The 18,469-nt window shown below is 46.3% G+C and carries 18 protein-coding genes and 1 riboswitch; of the genes, 16 read left to right on the top strand and 2 right to left on the bottom strand.

The window, feature by feature from the left end; all coding sequences use genetic code 11:
- Positions 1 to 35: 35 nt before the first annotated feature.
- The gene (catA, locus tag AB4124_RS26755) at positions 36 to 686 is read left to right on the top strand and encodes a type A chloramphenicol O-acetyltransferase (RefSeq protein WP_441974718.1); all 651 of its coding nucleotides are present in this window, start codon (positions 36 to 38) and stop codon (positions 684 to 686) included.
- 141 nt (positions 687 to 827) lie between these two features.
- On the opposite strand, the gene AB4124_RS26750 is transcribed toward catA, so the two are convergent.
- A protein-coding gene (locus tag AB4124_RS26750) for an IS3 family transposase (RefSeq protein WP_441974717.1) occupies positions 828 to 1,990 on the bottom strand; the annotation gives its coding sequence in 2 pieces (ribosomal slippage) (positions 828 to 1,714 and positions 1,714 to 1,990; 1,164 coding nt in all).
- Positions 1,991 to 2,220: 230 nt separating this feature from the next.
- Here AB4124_RS26750 and AB4124_RS26745 point away from each other — a divergent pair.
- Positions 2,221 to 2,550 (top strand): four-helix bundle copper-binding protein, encoded by a 330-nt coding sequence (locus AB4124_RS26745; RefSeq protein WP_430131890.1) that lies wholly within the window; start codon positions 2,221 to 2,223, stop codon positions 2,548 to 2,550.
- Between the two features lie 1,759 nt (positions 2,551 to 4,309).
- Here AB4124_RS26745 and AB4124_RS26740 read toward each other — a convergent pair.
- Positions 4,310 to 5,515, bottom strand: a complete 1,206-nt coding sequence (locus AB4124_RS26740; protein WP_441974716.1) for an MFS transporter — start codon at positions 5,513 to 5,515, stop codon at positions 4,310 to 4,312.
- A gap of 131 nt (positions 5,516 to 5,646) precedes the next feature.
- On the opposite strand from AB4124_RS26740, the gene AB4124_RS26735 reads away from it, so the two are divergent.
- The 14 genes from AB4124_RS26735 to AB4124_RS26670 all read left to right on the top strand — a co-directional run bounded on the left by AB4124_RS26735 (position 5,647) and on the right by AB4124_RS26670 (position 18,344).
- Entirely contained in the window at positions 5,647 to 6,888 is a 1,242-nt protein-coding gene (locus tag AB4124_RS26735; RefSeq protein WP_441974715.1) for an aminotransferase class I/II-fold pyridoxal phosphate-dependent enzyme, read from the top strand.
- The gene (locus AB4124_RS26730; protein WP_441974714.1) at positions 6,885 to 7,325 is read left to right on the top strand and encodes a hypothetical protein; all 441 of its coding nucleotides are present in this window, start codon (positions 6,885 to 6,887) and stop codon (positions 7,323 to 7,325) included. Before AB4124_RS26735 ends, AB4124_RS26730 begins: the two co-directional genes overlap by 4 nt.
- Before the next feature lie 60 nt (positions 7,326 to 7,385).
- Entirely contained in the window at positions 7,386 to 8,207 is an 822-nt protein-coding gene (locus AB4124_RS26725; protein ID WP_441974713.1) for a DUF6597 domain-containing transcriptional factor, read from the top strand.
- Between the two features lie 117 nt (positions 8,208 to 8,324).
- Complete coding sequence (locus AB4124_RS26720; protein WP_441974712.1) at positions 8,325 to 8,750, top strand: VOC family protein; 426 nt, start codon at positions 8,325 to 8,327, stop codon at positions 8,748 to 8,750.
- 32 nt (positions 8,751 to 8,782) lie between these two features.
- Positions 8,783 to 8,882: riboswitch (purine riboswitch) on the top strand.
- A gap of 68 nt (positions 8,883 to 8,950) precedes the next feature.
- Positions 8,951 to 10,114, top strand: coding sequence for an MFS transporter (locus AB4124_RS26715; RefSeq protein WP_430185068.1), 1,164 nt, complete (start codon positions 8,951 to 8,953; stop codon positions 10,112 to 10,114).
- 401 nt (positions 10,115 to 10,515) lie between these two features.
- A complete protein-coding gene (locus AB4124_RS26710; protein ID WP_441974711.1) occupies positions 10,516 to 10,989 on the top strand; it encodes a MarR family transcriptional regulator in 474 nt (157 codons plus the stop codon).
- A complete protein-coding gene (locus AB4124_RS26705) occupies positions 10,973 to 11,644 on the top strand; it encodes a nitroreductase family protein (RefSeq protein ID WP_441974710.1) in 672 nt (223 codons plus the stop codon). Before AB4124_RS26710 ends, AB4124_RS26705 begins: the two co-directional genes overlap by 17 nt.
- Positions 11,644 to 12,090 (top strand): nitroreductase family protein, encoded by a 447-nt coding sequence (locus AB4124_RS26700; protein ID WP_256720457.1) that lies wholly within the window; start codon positions 11,644 to 11,646, stop codon positions 12,088 to 12,090. The genes AB4124_RS26705 and AB4124_RS26700 overlap by 1 nt, the downstream gene beginning before the upstream one ends.
- A gap of 229 nt (positions 12,091 to 12,319) precedes the next feature.
- Positions 12,320 to 13,237: an HPr(Ser) kinase/phosphatase gene (gene hprK / locus AB4124_RS26695; RefSeq protein WP_441974709.1), complete on the top strand. Its 918-nt coding sequence runs from the start codon at positions 12,320 to 12,322 to the stop codon at positions 13,235 to 13,237.
- Positions 13,238 to 13,393: 156 nt separating this feature from the next.
- Complete coding sequence (locus tag AB4124_RS26690; protein WP_441974708.1) at positions 13,394 to 14,188, top strand: DUF2935 domain-containing protein; 795 nt, start codon at positions 13,394 to 13,396, stop codon at positions 14,186 to 14,188.
- 276 nt (positions 14,189 to 14,464) lie between these two features.
- Positions 14,465 to 14,851: a YkvA family protein gene (locus tag AB4124_RS26685; RefSeq protein WP_430104488.1), complete on the top strand. Its 387-nt coding sequence runs from the start codon at positions 14,465 to 14,467 to the stop codon at positions 14,849 to 14,851.
- A 292-nt stretch (positions 14,852 to 15,143) separates the two neighbouring features.
- Positions 15,144 to 16,637: an arylsulfatase gene (locus AB4124_RS26680; RefSeq protein WP_441974707.1), complete on the top strand. Its 1,494-nt coding sequence runs from the start codon at positions 15,144 to 15,146 to the stop codon at positions 16,635 to 16,637.
- A gap of 131 nt (positions 16,638 to 16,768) precedes the next feature.
- The gene (locus AB4124_RS26675; protein WP_339265446.1) at positions 16,769 to 17,422 is read left to right on the top strand and encodes a M48 family metallopeptidase; all 654 of its coding nucleotides are present in this window, start codon (positions 16,769 to 16,771) and stop codon (positions 17,420 to 17,422) included.
- Positions 17,423 to 18,089: 667 nt separating this feature from the next.
- Positions 18,090 to 18,344, top strand: a complete 255-nt coding sequence (locus tag AB4124_RS26670; protein WP_213644571.1) for a CUE domain-containing protein — start codon at positions 18,090 to 18,092, stop codon at positions 18,342 to 18,344.
- The last annotated feature ends 125 nt before the right edge of the window (positions 18,345 to 18,469 follow it).

Raw genomic sequence — 18,469 nt, 5'->3', positions numbered from 1 at the left:
AAATAGAACGATTTTATTTTAGGAGGGCATAAACGATGAAATTTCATATTATAGATGTTGAACAGTGGACGAGAAAACCTTATTACGAGCATTATCGATCGAATAAATGTACCTTTAGCATTACCGTGGATATCGACATTACTCGCTTGCTGTATTCGTTAAAAGCTAATGGATTCAAGCTTTATCCTGCTTTTATTTATATGGTTACCAGGGTTGTCAATAACCGGGTCGAATTCAAAACGTCCTATAGTCCCGAAGGGGAATTGGGTTACTGGGATCGGATGACGCCAAGCTATACTTTTTTCCATAATGATGACCATACCTTCTCCTGTTTATGGACAGCATGTTCGAATGATTTCTATCGATTTCACGATCATTACGAGCAGGACATGGAGCGTTATCGGGATGCAAAAGGGATTTTCGTTAAAGAGAATCCACCGCTGAACACGTTTCCCATATCCATGATACCCTGGGCAAGCTTTAGCGGATTTAATCTAAATATTGTCAATGAAGCAGACTATCTTCTTCCTATCATAACCGGAGGAAAATATATCGAGCAGGGTGGCCGTATTCTCCTCCCAGTCTCATTGCAGGTGCACCATGCTGTGTGTGATGGTTACCATGCCGGCATGTTCTTTCAAGATTTGCAGAGTTTGGCGGATTCATGTGAAGATTGGTTAACTTAATTCATCTCCTATAAATCTCCTATAAATGTTCAACTCGACCGTATATTTACGGGTAATGTTCCATTCATGGCAATCATGAAAAATAAGAGACGACTGCTGTGGTCATACCCCTGTCAAGTAGACACGAATAAAAAGACATCTTTAAGCTGCGACCGCTTCTCGGAACTCAACTGGGGAGCGGTCGTTTAGTTTTTTCTGAAAACGCTCATTGTTGTAGAATAAGACATATTCGTGAATGGCCCGTTCCACATCCAGGAAAGTTTGCGGGTGAACCAGATAAATTTTCTCGGTCTTTAGATGCGAAAAGAATGACTCAATGCAGGCATTGTCAAAGCAGTTTCCCCTTCTGGAGTGGCTTCCAAGGATACCTAGGTTCGTGAGTTTGCGGTTAAACGGTTTCGAAGTGTATTGGAATCCTTGGTCAGAATGCAAGAGAACGCTGGTGAGATCTGCTTTCTCGGTTAGCTTGTCTACGGTGTGCGTGACCAGGGCAAGATCGTTGCGTTCCGATAAGTGCCAGGCCACCACTTCATTGTTATACAGGTCCTGGATGGCGGATAGATATACGAAACGCTCTCCCGCCCGAATGTAGGTAATATCCGTTACCAGTTTTTGTAGCGGCGCGTCCGACTGAAAGTTTCGTTCTAGGCGATTGGGATGAACAACGGATGCCTGTTTGCCAAAGAAACGCCGTTTCCTCCGTATGACAGAACGGATGCTCAGCTTCTTCATAAGTCGGTAAACCCGTTTGTGGTTAACATGAAGTCCTTCGCGCTTCAACGCTACTGTTATACGCAAGTAACCGAAGTACGGGTGTAAGCGATGGATCGCCATAATATGCTCTTCTAGCAGTCGTTCTTGCTGTTTGCGCTCACTCATCTCGGGAGCTCTTCGGCGCCACTTGTAATAACCGGCCCGCGAAACATCCGCTAGCTGCAGAAGCCACTTCAGCGGATGTTCCTGTCTCAATTCCTCGATGATCGCGCAACGAATGGCTTTGCTCGTCACTCCCCGTGTAGATTTGGATACCGCTTTTTTAAGTATGCGATCTCCGCTTTTAAATAAGCCATCTCTTCTTCAAGGCTGGTAAACGTAGTCTTCGGCCGCCCTTTGTGAAAGGCTTCTTGTTCTAAAGCTCTACCTTCTTGATGCCATTTCACCCATACCTCAACTTGTGTCTTATTCCGAATCCCCAGCCGCCTGGCCACCTCTCGATAGGACATGTTCTCCTCAATAGCCAGCCGCACAGCTTCCTTCTTAACTTCCTCAGAATAACTATTGTTTGTACGTCCTGTTTTCCCCATGAAAAAAATCCCCTCCAGCAGACAACATGTAAGTCCATCTTAACAGATGTCTCTTTTACGTTGTCTACCATGAGGGGAGAATACCAGCTGCGCAGTCGTCTTTTCTATTCACACCAATGATCTCGACTCTATAAAATATCCTCATATTATCTTCACAAGTTATGGTTAATTACATACAACCTTGAAAAAAGGTAATCCTATGAGCGCTAAGACCGAAAGGAGAATGGATGATGTCACATGAACAAGTTCAACAATGTATCGAGGAATGCTTGCGCTGTATGGTAGCCTGTAACCATTGTTACACCGCATGTTTGGATGAACATGATGTGGCGATGATGAAAGAATGCATTCGCTTGGACCGGCAGTGTGCGGATATTTGCGGATTTGCTGCTCAAGCGATGTCCACGAACAGTATGTATGCCACAGAAATATGCAGGATCTGCGCCGATGTCTGTGAAGCATGCGGCAACGAGTGTAAGAAGCATGACATGAAGCACTGCCAGGAATGTGCTGAAGCATGCTTCCGATGTGCGAAAGTATGCCGGGAGATGGTAGCCTAAGTAAAGATTCCATCGAACAGTAGGACGACGCGGGAAGAACCGCTATATGCGGGAATTGGCCCGTTATGGGTACATGCTGACAGAAGGGGCTCCGGTATATACTGGAATTCGCCCGTTATGGAGAACATGGGGACAGAGGATCCGCTATATGCGGGAATCGGCCTATTTTAGGGTACATGCTGACAGAAGGGGCTCCGGCATATACTGGATTTCGCCCGTTATGGAGGACAGGAGGATAGAGTATCTGTTATATCGCGGGATAAGACTATATTGAGCACATGCAGACAGAGTAATCTCCGCTATATACTGGAATTCGCCCATTAGGAGATCATGAGGACAGAGAATCCGTTATTTTGTCGAAATCAGCCCATTATGGAGATCACGCGGACACAGGATCCGCTATTGCACCATAATCACGGGTTAATCCCCCAATTATCTCGCAATAGCGGATCTCATGTCCGCATATTACTGCGAAATGGGTGATAAGAAGGAAATAGCGGAACCAGTGTCCTCAAATATCGAAACTCGATAGACATTAACGATGCCGGGTGGCGGATCATAATGAGGGATTCGGTACACGGCTATCGCTGCTGAACTGAATAACAATTATACGCAAAAATAGGGTAAATTGGGTATATTCGGACAGAGGATCCGCTATTTCGCCGAAGTCTTCCTAGTTTGGGGTATATGCGGACAGAGGATCTGTTATATTGCGGATCTCAGCCTAGTTTGGGGTACATGCTGACAGAAGGGGCTCCGGTATATACTGGAATTCGCCCGTTATGGAGAACACGGGGACAGAGGATCCGCTATTTCGCCGAAATCAGCCCATTATGGAGTTCATGCGGACACAGGATCCGCCATTGCACCATAATCACGGGTTAATCCCCCAATTATCTCGCAATAGCGGATCTCATGTCCGCATATTACTGCGAAATGGGTGATAACAAGGAAATAGCGGAACCAGTGTCCTCAAATATCGAAACTCGACAGACATTAACGATGCCGGGTGGCGGATCATAATGAGGGATTCGGTACACGGGGCTATCGCTGCTGAACTGAATTACAGTTATAAGCAGAAATCGGACAAATTGGGCAGATGCAGACAGAGGATCCGCTATTTCGGCGAAATCTTCCTACTTTGGGGCACATGCAGACAGAAGAGTCCCGTCATATGCTCAAATTCGCCCAATAAGAGATGATGAAGACAGAGGATCAGTTATATTGCGGAAATCGGCTTACTTTGGGGCACATGCAGACAGAGTAATCTCCGCTATATACTGGAATTCGCCCATTAGGAGATCATGAGGACAGAGAATCCGTTATTTCGCCGAAATCAGCCCATTATGGAGTTCATGCGGACACAGAATCCGCTATTGCACCATAATCACGGGTTAATCCCCCAATTATCTCGCAATAACGGATCTCTTGTCCACATATTGCTACGAAAAGCGTAAAACCAAAGAAATAGCGGAATCAGTGTCCTCAAATATCGCAAATCCATGGACTTTAACCATGCTGGATGGCGGAATCGTAATAAGGAAATTTGTACACGGCTAACCGGCATATAGTCGACAGTCATTCAAGCATGCCTGATAAACTGAATAACAGTAAAACAAAAAGCTTACGCCGTTACATAACGGGTAAGCTTTTTGAATTTAACGATTAATGAACGCTGATCTGGAATGTTTCCCATCCCGATACGATGGTCTGGTTGTCGACCATAGAAAGGAATGAGAAGGCTTGAAAAAAGGGCGTTTTACGAAGCCTTTGCCGATGCCAGAGGCGTTAAACCCATATGCTCTTGATCCAGCTGATGGCAGCGGGAGGTAACGGCAAATGCTCCGATTGCGAACACAACGGCAGCCCAAGGCAGATATTCGAGACCAACGTTATCCACGACAAGGCTGCCCAGTAGAGAACCAACGGCGATGCCCAGATTGGATGCGACCGGCATAAGTGTAGAAGCGAAGTCCTTGGAGCCGGCTGAAGATTCATCCGCTAGGTCAATCAGGTATAATTGAACGGCGGTACTGAGCGCAAAGGAGAAGCAGGCGACCAGCATTAACGACAATAAGGCCATCCACGGGAGTGATAGGGTAAGAGCAAGCGCCATCATAATCATCGCTTGGATGATAAAAATCACTTTCAATTTTACCCTTGAATTGCCTTGCGCTACCTTGGCCCCGAGCCAATTACTAAGAATGGTGAAGGCGCCATAGGCCAGCAGAACGGTACTGATCCATTGCTGCGGAATTCCCATTACATTCTCTAAAAGCGGCGTTATGTACGTGTATACGATAAATACAGAACCTACGCCAAGGACCGGAATGAAGAAGGCAAGTCGTATCCGCTTGTTCTTGAACAAGGCAAATTGCTGTTTCATGGAGCTTACGCTAATGGTATTGCTCTTGGGCATGACAACCATCATCAAAACTAGCGGGATAATTCCGACCAATGATGTAACAATGAAAGCCGTTTGCCATCCAGCCATCTGGCCGATTTGCGTTCCGACAGGAACGCCAAGGACATTCGCAATCGAGAAACCTCCGATGATCCAGGCAACCGCACCAGCCCTGCGGGAAGCGCTCATATGCTCGCTTGTTGCGGCAATGGCCAGCGATAAAGTTAATCCGCACAGAATCGCGGTGATGATGCGAATGAATAACATGACGGGGTACGTGGTGGCAAAGATGGTCAAATAATTAAACAATAACACCGCAATATACGCTGTCAGAATGGTAACATGCCGAGGAATACGTCCAAGCAGCGTGACCGCAATCGGCGTTCCGATGGCGTAAGCAATAGCGAAGCTGGATACGAGGACACCGGCTGCAGCAAGCGAAATGCTGAGACTTACACTGATGTCTTTTAATAATCCAACAATGACGTATTCGGTAGTACCAAGTACAAAGGCTGCAAAAGTAAAGGCGATAATAAAGATGGTCTCTCGTGTTCTGGTCATGGTTGTCTCTTCTCCTGAATTCTCTTTTTGTATGCTTCGATCTTACGTTATGAAAGGCTTTTCAAGTCAAGCCTGAGATGAGGATTTTAAAGCGATGCACCTCCAGCTTCATGCTATAATGTAGGGAAAAAGTGGAGTGGGTGGATATCTTGCCGAATCAAACTTCAAAACGCACATGGCGTGCAGACAAACTATCGCAGATGGGTTCTTCCATATTCGCCGAGGTCAGCGAGTGGAAACAAGAGGCTCTTCAAGAGGGAAGAGATATTATCGACTTGAGCATCGGAAGCCCTGACCGTGGTCCTTCTGCGGATATCCGTGAGGTGCTTAGCCAAGAAGCGCTAAAAGATGATAACTATACATATCCAGGTACTAGAGGAACCGCGGAGTTTCGAGAACAGTCAGCGGCTTGGATGGAATACCGCTTTGGTGTAAATGTCAATCCCGATACCGAAATACTCGCCTTGATGGGATCTCAGGATGGATTATCGCATCTGGCTCAGGCCATATGTAATCCGGGAGATGTGGCCATTGTACCGAATCCGGGTTACCCAATCTATGCCGGAGCGCTTGCGATTGCAGGCGTTAGGCCTTGGTATCTTCCGCTGAAGGAAGAGTTTGGATTTGTGCCGGATCTGGACAGCATTCCGGAGGAGGTTTGGGCGAAAGCGACATTCATTCTGTTGAATTTTCCGGGGAATCCGATTGCGGTCCGGGCTGATTATGCTTTTTTCGAAAAATTGGTCGGGTTGGCAAAACAATGGGACGTACTGATCGTTCATGATCTTGCATATTCCGAAATGGGTTTTGACGGCTATCGCCCCATGAGTATTCTGCAGGTTCCCGGCGCGATCGACATCGCAGTAGAATTTCACTCCTTCTCGAAGAGCTTTAACATGGCAGGCTGTCGCATCGGCTTTCTTGCCGGTCATGAGGAAGCAGTGGGCGCGCTGCGGGAGTACAAAAGCAATATTGATTTTGGTGTATTCAAGCCTGTACAAATTGCGGCTGTCCATGCACTGCGTCAAGCCATGGCATCTGGTCATGAGGAACAGGGTGTCGCTTCACTATATGAGCTTCGGCGTGATGTCCTCGTGGCATCACTTGCCGAAGCAGGATGGGTTGTACCTAAGCCTCAGGCCACGATGTTTCTATGGGCCCGGCTCCCTGAAGCTTTTCGAGATGTTCAATGGAGCTCGCGCCGTTTCGCCCGCGAATTACTGCTTGAAACCGGCGTAGCGGTTATTCCTGGAGATGCTTTCGGTTCCGAAGGAGAGGGCTATGTGCGAATCGCGTTGGTCCAGGAAGAGGCGGCTCTGCGCGAAGCAGCACAGCGAATAGGGAAGTTTATTGGGGGTGTTAAGTCGAAATGAAATGGCTTGGAATTGGATTCGCCATGTTCCTTGCGTTGGCGCTGTTCCCAAAGAGTGCGGGCGAACACATTCAACATCTTGTATCGTACATAGAGGAAGTTGAGGGCGATACAAGCCATGCTCCATATAAGGTACAATTCATAGACTTAGATAAGTACCAAAGTATCGGTGCATACGAGAATACGTTTACCACCGTACCAGATAATGGAAATAAATTAACCGTTAAGGTTCGTAATAGGAACAGCTCGGGTACAGTAATTCTGAATGTCTACCGAGGAACGGAGGAATTCGGATATATGGATGTCAAAGCCGGCAGGGAGGGCATCCGAACATTTGTCATGAATGATGGGAGCGGAGTAACGGGGGATTGGAAGGTTTACGCTACGACACGTGATGGTCATGTGATGAACCTCCAGGTTCAAGCAGGGCAGCATTAATCAATGCTGTAATTCAGTTGTTAGTTACTTGAGTCATTCGCTATCCAACGTTAATAAAGGGTGAACACATTGCGGAACTATGTCCCTATACAAGCTCCAACGATAGAGAATCCGTCTCCGGACTCTTCTTACACCTATCACGAATATCTGCCAAGCCCGGCATTAAGTCCTTATGTGGCTTGTTATTGGACCTTGGATTATACAGCTTCGCCACTTCAGCAGCCGCTTCATCGCATTCTTCCTGACGGTTGCGTCGATATTATATTTAATCTGAAGATACGGGATGCTTCAACCTCCGGCTTTATTACCGGACTGATGTCATCTTATGGAGCCATGAGATTGACGCAGGATCAGTCATTGTTCGGTGTCCGCTTTTTTGCGGAGTCCGTCCGCCCATTCATACGTTATCCAGCTTCCGATTTCCGGGAGGGTCCTGTGTTCTTAGAGGAAGCATGGGGGCTGGATGTGAATCAGTTGAACGAGGAAATGGTCACAGCACTGGATTCCGCCAACCGAATGGATGTGGTTGAAAGGTTTTTAATGGGCGTCTTAGGACAGAATAACGTCTGTTCCGAGCCGCTGCTAGAGCATGGCATGCAGTATTTGTACGCTGCTAAAGGAAGAATAACGGTTCGTGCCTTGGCCGAAAAACTTAATTATAGCGAGAGAACCATAAGAAGAGCATTTCAGAAGGAACTCGGCGTCAGTCCGAAGGAAATGTCGGAGATCATTCGTTTTCAAAATTTGCTGCAGGAGTTGCATCAGGCCAAGCCGATCCGATTTCCTGATATTGCTGCCCAATACGGCTACTATGATCAGCCTCATTTTATTAACAACTTCAGGCGTTTATATGGCATGTCACCCGTACAGGCTTTGAAGTGATCAATGATGGAATTGTTGATGTGTAGAAGCACGTTGTCCGTTTTTTACAATCATTCAATAGAGTCATCGACGAAAATAAGTATGAGGTAACGATGATGCATAGGAGGTAATGCCATAATGAAAGCACGTATATCCGTACTTACAATCAGCGTCGATGACCTGGAGCGGTCATTGAAGTTTTACCGCGATGGACTCGGACTCCCGACCGAAGGGATCATTGGGACGGAATTTGAGCATGGGGCTGTAGCATTCTTTGAATTACAAGCGGGCGTGAAGCTGGCGATATGGAATCGCAAAGATCTGTCAGTTGAGGCGAATGTTCCTCTGTCCCCTCCGAGTTCCTCAGAGTTTACCATCGGTCACAACGTCGGCAGTAAGGAAGAAGTGGATGAGGTGATGGAGCAAGCCAGAAGGGCGGGTGCAACGGTAACCGTGCCAGCACAAGACACATTCTGGGGGGGCTACTCCGGCCATTTTCTCGATCCGGACGGACATTTGTGGGAGATTTGCTGGAATCCTGCTTGGGAGCTTGATATTTCGTAACGGATGTGATAAATTAAACAACGATTGTTTTGAAACTTAATAAAATATTTGAATGTATAACCTCATTAATATGGTCTGAGGGTCTCTACCAGGAACCGTAAAATCCTGATTACAGAAAATGTTTCTCATTTTTTGTAATCAGGATTTTTTTTGTTGATTATAGGCAAATACGACATCGAAGAAGGGGGATTCTATTCCAGATGAATCTGAAAGTATTAATTCTAGCGATTTCGACGATATCCGTCGGGTTGGTTGAACTTATTGTTGGCGGAATACTGCCGCTCATCGCGGATGACTTGCATATCTCACTCGGCACGGCTGGGCAGCTGATTACCGTGTTCGCCCTAGTTTATGCGGTAGCAGGACCGGTTCTCCTTGCGCTTACGGCAAGAGTGGAGCGGAAACGGCTTTATATGATTTCCTTATTTGTTTTTTTTATTGGTAATTTGCTGGCTTATGTAAGCCCCAATTTTACGATGCTATTGGCTGCTAGAATATTAACTGCCATGAGCACAGCGCTGATTATCGTGTTATCGTTGACCATTACCGCCAAGGTGGTTGAACCTGAACATCGGGCGAAAGCATTAGGCGTTATTTATATGGGAATCAGCTCATCGTTGGTGCTTGGCGTGCCCCTCGGTATTTTGATTAGTGAAGCTTTTGGATGGAGGGTACTGTTCCTTGGTATCGGCATTTTGTCGATTGGCTCCATGATCTTGATTTATATGTTTCTGGATCGGATCAAGCCTGAAAATGTCACGCCGTTATCCGTTCAGATCAAGGCGCTCGGCAAATCGAAAATCGCCGGAGCGCATCTCGCTACCTTATTCATGCTTGCAGGGCACTACACGATTTATGCATACTTCACGCCGTTTCTTGAATCCGAACTTGGGCTGAGTCCATACTGGATCAGCATCTGTTACTTCCTGTTCGGACTATCCGCAGTCGGCGGTGGGGCCTTTGGAGGCGCACTCGCCGACCGGCTGGGGTCGCATAAGAGCATTGTAATCATCATTACATCATTCATGTTGGTGCTGTTCCTATTGCCGTTCTCCACATTCTCAATCGGCGTATTTTTGGTCGTGATGATGATATGGGGTGCATTAAGCTGGAGTCTGGCCCCTCCGCTGCAGAATTACTTGATTCAAGTGGATCCGGGCTCGTCCGATATCCAGCAGAGTTTCAACAATTCCGCGCTGCAGATCGGAATTGCCCTGGGATCCGCTATCGGCGGCCTTGTGTTAGAGCAGGGAGGTACCGTATCCAGTACGTCTTGGGTAGGCGGAGGAATTGTCATGGTGTCGCTAATCTGCGCCGTTTATTCCTTAACGAGACCTGCGCTTGCATTGAAGACAAGCAAATAGTCCATTATTGCTCATTATCAAAAGACAGCTGCGATGACGCAGCTGTCTTTTTTCTCCGCTAGAAGCACAAGGCATAAACGCGTTCTGCTGGCGAAGTTGCTATTGCTTTAAAGGATGATATGAAGAACGGACGGAATTGACATCGGATCAAAATAACCTTAAAATAGAATTGTTTCATGTGAATAAATATTCTGTCTTATTTCGATTTATTTCCCGTTTTACTGATTAGTTATTTATTCAATGGAAACAATATTCTGATTTGAAGGGGGTGATATGGACTGGAAAACTGAAATTATCATAACTTTCCGAGGTGTAACTTCCCTGGTATGCTCATATTGTTTCTTGCGAAACTAATTTTGGTTATAATGAAAAAAACAATGAGTCGAGGAGCTTGCATAATCATGAGTAAGAACAAAATAAAAAACGCTATCCATGAAAATTTCATTCAATTTCTGCAGCAAAAAGAACAATATGAGAACCGGTTAAGCAGCGCTTTTATCGAAGAGCTCCGGAAAGTAATAGAGATAGAATCCACACTAAACATAACGGAACTACATACCATTGCGTGTATTGGTGAGCAAGAACCGATTAATGTTACTTCCATTGCCGAAACGATGAACCTGAGCAAAGGGAACACCTCCAAGATAACCAATAAATTATTGAAGGCGGGTTGGGTTCGCAGGGCCCAGCTCAATGATAACAAAAAAGAAGTGTACTTCCGGCTAACAGCGGCCGGGAAAAGGCTTTTTGCTATTCATGATGAGCTCCATATCAAGGAGCAGCAGAGGATGATCGATTTTTTGGACAGATATAGCGAATCCGAGCTTGATCTTATGAAGCGATTATTTGGAGATTTGGTTGACTTTTATCATTAAGAATATGTTCGCCGATGCGATACTTGAAATCTTGAAGGATTATTCAAGCGAGCAATGGCTGGGGGTTGAATGCATGAATTTCGTGAAGACGATCAGAGAACGAAGAAGCATCCGCAAGTTTAACTCCATTCCCGTGGACCAGGAGCTGGTGATCGAATTACTCTACGCTGCGCGGCAGCTTTATCCGTCCACAGAGGAAGTGGCCTTCCGAAGCGTGTATGCGGGGACGGCGGATTCGAAGGAACGTTTGGCTGTTAGTATGCTGGAACCGCTGGTGAAGAACAGACTGGTCAAATGGCTGCCGGAAAAGGTTCGGGATTTTGTTCGGAAGAGGGTCACCGATATACCTGGCCATCTCATCATCATTGCCTCTACGGATGCGGACAGAAGGAAAAGAGATATGAATTATGCAGCGGTCTGCGGGATCATGCAAAATTTTCAGCTTCTTGCCTGGCAACGTCGGCTCGGTACGCTGTGGGATACAGAACCGATGATGCAGAGCAAAGAATTATTCGAGCTGTTGAAGCTGCAGCCTAATGAGAGGCTGGTTGGTATTTTTCATCTCGGATACTTCGATAAGACCCCAAGAGCCAGAGCACGAACACAGGCAGAAAAGAAATGGTCGGTTTTATCAAGTGGAGGAGGGGTCATTTGATGAGCTATAGCGCTAGACCCGTTTCCGAGAATCATATACTGGAATTATTAAATGTTGCTGTATGGGCTCCTAATGATGGAATGCGGGAACCTTGGCGGTTTATATTTATCGGCTCCGGCAATACAGACATGCTATCTGAATTGCAGGACCAGGCTTCGGCCTATCTGATATTGGTTATTAAGGAAGATCATGATCCTCATAAGATAGAAGAAGATTACGGAGCTGCAAGCTGCCTTATGCAGAATTTCCGTCTGCTCGCTCAGGAAAGCATGCTCCATGTGCGAATGACGATGAATGACTGGATTTATGAGAGGGCTTGCACCCGTCGTTTTGGTGTTCATGATGACGAACGGATTGTTGCCGTGCTGGAAATGGGATATCATGAACAATCCATGGAGCCTGTGAAGGTGGAGAGCACACCGGACCTTACCTTTGAGTTGTTGTAGATGGATGCCATGCAAGCCTACAATAATGATCACATTATATACTCACAAGAGTCGCCAAATAGGCGACTTTTTTTGATGTAAACTCATGTTTGGAGGCAGTCATGGTCGTCCTGGATCTAAATTAGCCGGAAGGGTGGGTGTCTCGTAAATGGAGACAAAGAGGCAGGAAAATACCTGTTGTTCGTTGAATATATCCGAATACATACTGCAACCGCAGGAGGAGAACAACATGAAGTCGATCACCGTTCAAAGTCTTACGGAAATTTTTCATTTGGAAGTACTTGCAGGAGCCAATCGCATGGATCGTATGATTACCCGTCCACAGACGCATAGGCCCGGGCTGGAGTTTGTCGGGTATTTCGATTTTTTTCCTATGGAGCGAGTGCAGGTGCTTGGTCGCAAAGAAATCAACTATTTATTGACGCTTAGCATAGAAGAACGCAAGTTACATATCGGGAATATCGTCAAATATCATCCGCCGTGCTTTATTGTTACGTCAGGACAGCAGGAGATTCCTTATCTGACGCTCTTCTGTAATCAGGAGGGCATACCACTATTGCGGACGACAGAGACAACAACCGAATTTATCGCCAAGTTGGATAGCTATTTGGTGAAGACTTTGGCACCGGAGATGTCGATCCATGCGGTATGTGTGAATGTATCGGGCATAGGTATCCTGCTTCGGGGTAAATCCGGGATTGGCAAAAGTGAGACAGCCCACACCTTGATCAGACGTGGCCACCGGTTTGTGGCAGACGATATTGTGGTGCTTAAAAAGCTGGGACCTTCGACTCTTCTCGGCACACATAATGAGACAACACGCGAGTTTCTGGCGCTGCGCAGTATCGGTCTGATCAATGTCGTTCGTCAATACGGACGCACGGCGTTTCAGGACGAGACGCGAATTGTGCTCGATATTGAGCTGTCGCCTTGGCGGGAAAATTCCCTAAACAACGAGCTCGAGGCGGTACCTCAGTTTACAGAGTATTTTGGCATTCAAATTCCGCATATCGAGGTTCAGCTTCAGCCGGGACGCGACGTCGCCAGTCTGATCGAGGCGGCGGCCAACAATTGGTATCTTAAACAACTCGGTTACAGCGCCGCTGAAGACTTTATGAAACGGATTGAAAACGAGATGCAGTCGTGAACCGGCTTTAGGAAAAAAAAGAGAATTTCTTGTTCCGTATTATGTCATGAATGATGCTTGAGTCGCGAATATTGTCCGACTATCCCTTCCGCGTTCTACTCCGCTCTCAGCAGCATATATTTTCTGAGAATAACGCTATTGGGAGGGGCTAGATCAATGAGTGATCCCTTGTATGAACACCGGTTTTGGTTACAGATTCTTGGCGACCACTGTCGTTTTATTTTTACTGCGCTTTCACCCAAGGAAAAAGGGGATATCGCCACAGCCGAGTCCTTAATGGCTAAATTTGATATGCTGCTTGGGGAGTCGCGGCGACCCGATGCCACTACATTCATCGAGAAACTGACGAAGGATGCCTATAAAGCCTCTTATGAACTGCGAGAGTTCAAGCTGAATTTGCTGGAACGACAGCTTGCAGGCAAAATTGATTTCCTTCTGACACCGTCCTTTGTCAACCATATGGTAAATGAATTGGAGGAATATCTGCGGATATTACAGGGGCTACAAGAAGGTAAAGGCGTACCTCTGTTCCATCCCTTGCATTATGATATGGTTTGGCTGCAGGATGCATATGGTCATGCAGTAAGCCTGGCGGCCGATCTGGATTTTGCTGAAAAGCAGTTAATTGCAAAAAGCATGGCGTTTCAGAAAGATTTTGAAGGCTTTTATCTAAAGGCCGTAGAAATGACGGGTTATTTAAGGACCCATATAAAAGATTTCCCTGCCCTGCGCAAATTCCATGCTGATGTAGATCTGGAAATGAGGGTGTTCATGCACTTTTTGGCGGAACTCGAAGAATTTGAACTGCGCGGGGAGGTGCTGGATCGGATTAATCCGCTAATACCAGATCATATGTATCGTGAAGAGTGCTACTATTTGTCTAAGTTGGCTGCTCTGGGTGAAATACAGAACCCGAACTGCGATCCGACGAAGCCGAGAGTCACTGGTTGAAGAGTGGTGCCCGCATGCCTTGCATTTGATCGAAAGCCTGTCACTCGATGTATGCTGATCAATAAAAAGATGGCGGTGCATCTAGAACTGACCAAGGTTGCCTCGAATAAGCAAGGTCTCCTACGAAGTCGTCATATTGGCGACTTTTTTTGTTATATCCAAAAGGGCTAGGAGTTCGTAACGATAGCCGCCTAACTAACCAGTAGAAATCAGTTAGCTGCTGGACAGGATAGCGTGGTAATATGAAGTAAAATGCAACGTAGGAGAACGAATAGGATGGATCGGATAAAGAAATGGGCTGGGATGCTAAAAAGAAAGGTCTTTTTACTTTATTTTGCTTATAAAGATAGTCGGACTCCCTGGTACGCCAAAATATTCGCTATATGTGTTGTCGCTTATGCCTTTAGTCCAATTGATTTGATTCCAGATTTTATCCCTGTACTAGGCTATCTGGATGATGTGATATTAGTCCCTCTTGGAATTGCGATCACATTGAAGATGATTCCGGAAGCCGTGGTCCAAGAGCATGAACTACAAGCCGAGGAACGGATGAAGCGCGGTAAACCGAAAAATTGGTTTGCAGGTAGTATGATTATTGTAATATGGATAGCGGCTGTGCTATGGATTTCACTTATTGCATATCGGCATGTGTTGAATCAATAGGATGCGAAAGCTTCAATGGATCAAGGAGTAGTTTGCTAGCAACGAAATGATAGGAGTCGTACGATTGCGGCTCCTTTTCACTTTTTTTAGGTGATCTCATCAACGGTTTCTTCAACAGGGACGTTAGGATTTCAACAAAAGGATATTAATGATTTCGGACGAATACTTTCAATAGAACATCTCGTTTTTGGGAAACTGCTATGACTTATTAGTTAGTGGGTGCCGTCACGATAAAAATGGAGTTGACCAAATTTTGAAGAATTCGCGGGGTGTAGTTGAGAGGGGGAACGTGATGAATTCAAGTCAAAACCAAGGAAGGCCTAATGTTCTACTCATTACAGTCGATCAGATGCGTTTTGATTGTCTCAGCATAGCGGGTCATCCTGTCGTTGAGACGCCCAATCTGGACGAGCTTGCGAGGACTGGTGTACGGTTTAGCCGTGCCTATTCTGGCACACCGACTTGCGTACCTGCAAGGGCAGCCATATTCACCGGCCAATCACAGCGGGCTCATGGCCGTGTCGGCTATCAAGACTGCGTGCCATGGGATTATAAGAGAACGCTGCCTGGGGAATTGGCCGGTGCCGGTTATCATACACAGTGTATCGGCAAAATGCACGTCTATCCGGCACGGAATCTGATGGGGTTCCACAATGTCATGCTTCACGACGGTTACTTGCATCACAACCGCAATTACCACAGTATTCCGATGCAGGAGCATTACGATCAAGTCGACGATTACTTGCAATGGCTCCGTGAGAGGGTGCCCGGCGCGGATATGATCGATCTCGGTCTGGATTGCAACGCATCGACCGTCGCCCGTCCTTGGCATTTGGCAGAAATGCTGCATCCGACGAATTGGGTGGTCACGCAGTCTATTGATTTTCTACGTCGCCGAGATCCCGGGAAGCCATTCTTCCTGTGGATGTCTTTCGTCAGGCCCCATCCGCCGTTCGATCCTCCGCAGGCGTATCTGGATCTGTATGAGGAGGCCGATATTCCGGAGCCGCCGGTGGGTGACTGGGCGCAAACGGAAGACCCCGATCTGGCTGGGTACTCTCCTACGACAGGGAGGGGACTGGTACCGAAACGCCGCTTGCGTAAAGCGATGGCTGCCTATTATGCCCTGATCACGCATAGTGATCACCAAATTGGCCGCTTCTTGCAATCGTTGAATGAATATGGCGAGCTGCAGAACACAGTCATCCTGTTTACATCGGACCACGGCGAGCTGCTTGGAGACCATCACTTATTCCGGAAGTCTCTTCCGTATGAAGGAAGCACCCATGTACCGTTTATCGTCAATGATCCGGGCAACCGATTAGGCTTGCAGCGCGGCATGGTGTCGGATCAAGTGGTGGAGATGCGGGATATCATGCCTTCGCTGCTGGAAGCGGCTGGCGTGCCAATACCGGATACAGTCGAAGGAGAAAGCATCTGGAGACTTGCCTCAGCAGAAGAGAAAGAAGGGCAAAGCGTTCGGTCTTGGCGCCACCATCTGCATGGCGAGCACGCACAAGGAATGCAGTCGAATCACTGGGTGACTGATGGGAAGGAGAAGTACATCTGGTTCACCCAAACGGGTGAGGAGCAATTCTTTGACCTGATTGATGACCCGCAAGAACTGCATAATGCAATTGCGGATGAAGAACGCCAAGAACGTATCCGATATTGGCGCTCTGTTCTCATACAGGAGCTTGATGGTCGTGAGGAGGGCTATACGGATGGGCAACAACTGATCACAGGCCGGAAACCATCAGCAATATTATCCCATATTAAAATATAGCTGCATTTTTTTGAGTGTGCTTTATTCGAGCCCATAAAACACGCAACAGGTTGAATCTTACCACAAATAGAGGAGGATTCGGTTCCATTCTGTTACAATGAAGATAAAATCTTTTAGAAACGAAGTTGAATATGAAAATTGAACTAGGACAACAACAAATAGAATGTCATGTAGAATATGGCCCACGCAAAAAGATCTCAATCCAAATTGATCCCTCAGGGCTTGTTACGGTGAAGGCACCGAATCATACAGGTGATGATGTGGTGCTGAACGCTGTGAGGCAGTATGGGGATAAAATTTTGAAACAGCTGCAAGCGATTGAGGAAGCTCGAACTGCTCCGAAGGTCAGGGCATACGAAGAGAGTGGCAAATTCCTTCATCTTGGTAAATATTATTCGCTTGATGAGTTAATCGAAACGCATGGGCTTACGGAAGAAGCGCTCCAGCATGAACTGAAGAAGTTTTACTTCGCCAGCTGTAAGAAGGTGATCGGGGAACGGATAAAGATCTATCAGAAGCAGTTGAAAGTTACTCCTAAATCCTTCACCGTTGAAGAATCGCGAACGAAGTGGGGCAGCTGCAGCTCGACTAAGCATCTTACCTTCAATTACCGTCTCGCGATGGCGCCTCTTGAGGTCATTGACTATGTGGTGATTCATGAGCTCTGTCATCTCATTCACATGAATCATGATCGCTCCTTCTGGCGACTCGTTGGCAGCATGATGAAGGATTACAAAGCGAAGGAAGCGTTCCTTGCGAAGTATGGACACGCCATGACATTATAATGCGCTGGAGAAGAATGTGAACAGAAGCAGTTAGCATGAACGTAAACAAGTAACTGAGAATATTCCCGAACCGGTACGAATCATGATAGAAAATAAACACATATGCATGCTTAAGCCGCCAATTGGGTGGCTTTTTTTCTTATCCAATATCGAAGCGTGGGCGGTTTGATTACAGACTTTATGGTAAGCGAATTTACCGAGGAAGAGTTGAACGGTACACACCCGAATTTTATAATTGCACAAAGCGATCTGGTCCCAGAATGTTCTATAACGCATATTAGGTGTTGTCATGGGCGTTTTACATTAGTCGATTTTGCCAACATAACTCACTTACTTCGTTAAACTAAAGGAGAACGTTATGCATCCCGCACACTGGAGAAACTTGAGTGCCAAAAAAGAACCGAACTTAGGTTGGTTATGAATCGAAGGCGCCCTTATAGGCCTGAACCAGAAACGCTCTCAGTTGTTCCTGACCAATTCCTGGATCAGGTGGCTTGTGAAGAAATCATAAGGGAGAGTGACGTTTATGATATCTTCACAGCTTCAACACATTTAATATGTATGATAAAGGAAGAGTCATTACTGACCCGAATATCAGTAGGAACATGTCATCCTAAGCAAGATTGAATCTTGCTGGGCATGAGGGTCTTGAAAGGAGGTGAACATCATGAACTCCAAGTTCATCGCGATAGTAGGTGCTGCTGTTTTGACACTTGGCATCGGAACTGCGGTCTATGCTGCGGAGGTGGCTCCAAGTACCTTTAAAGACATGATTCCATTCATGAAAGAAATGCATCCCAATCTCAGCGATTCCGATTTAGAGCAAATGTACAATAATTGTCACGGAAACTCGAACACCCAAGGCATGATGCAAAATAACTCTATGATGCCAACAGTAAATTCAGGCTCAATTTATAATTGATTTGAACCAGCAAAAAAGACTGTCTATGCACAGTCTTTTTTTTGTTTAGATATTTTTTGTTTTGTCATCGAAGGAGGAAAATCAACAAAAATGAACTGTATAAAATGACGTGATTGATTAAATAT

This window comes from Paenibacillus sp. 2KB_20 (assembly GCF_052115765.1).
In the GTDB taxonomy this organism is placed as follows: Bacteria; Bacillota; Bacilli; order Paenibacillales; family Paenibacillaceae; genus Paenibacillus_AQ.
The sequence above is the reverse complement of the archived record's forward strand: the minus strand, read 5'-3'. Positions and strand labels throughout refer to the sequence as shown.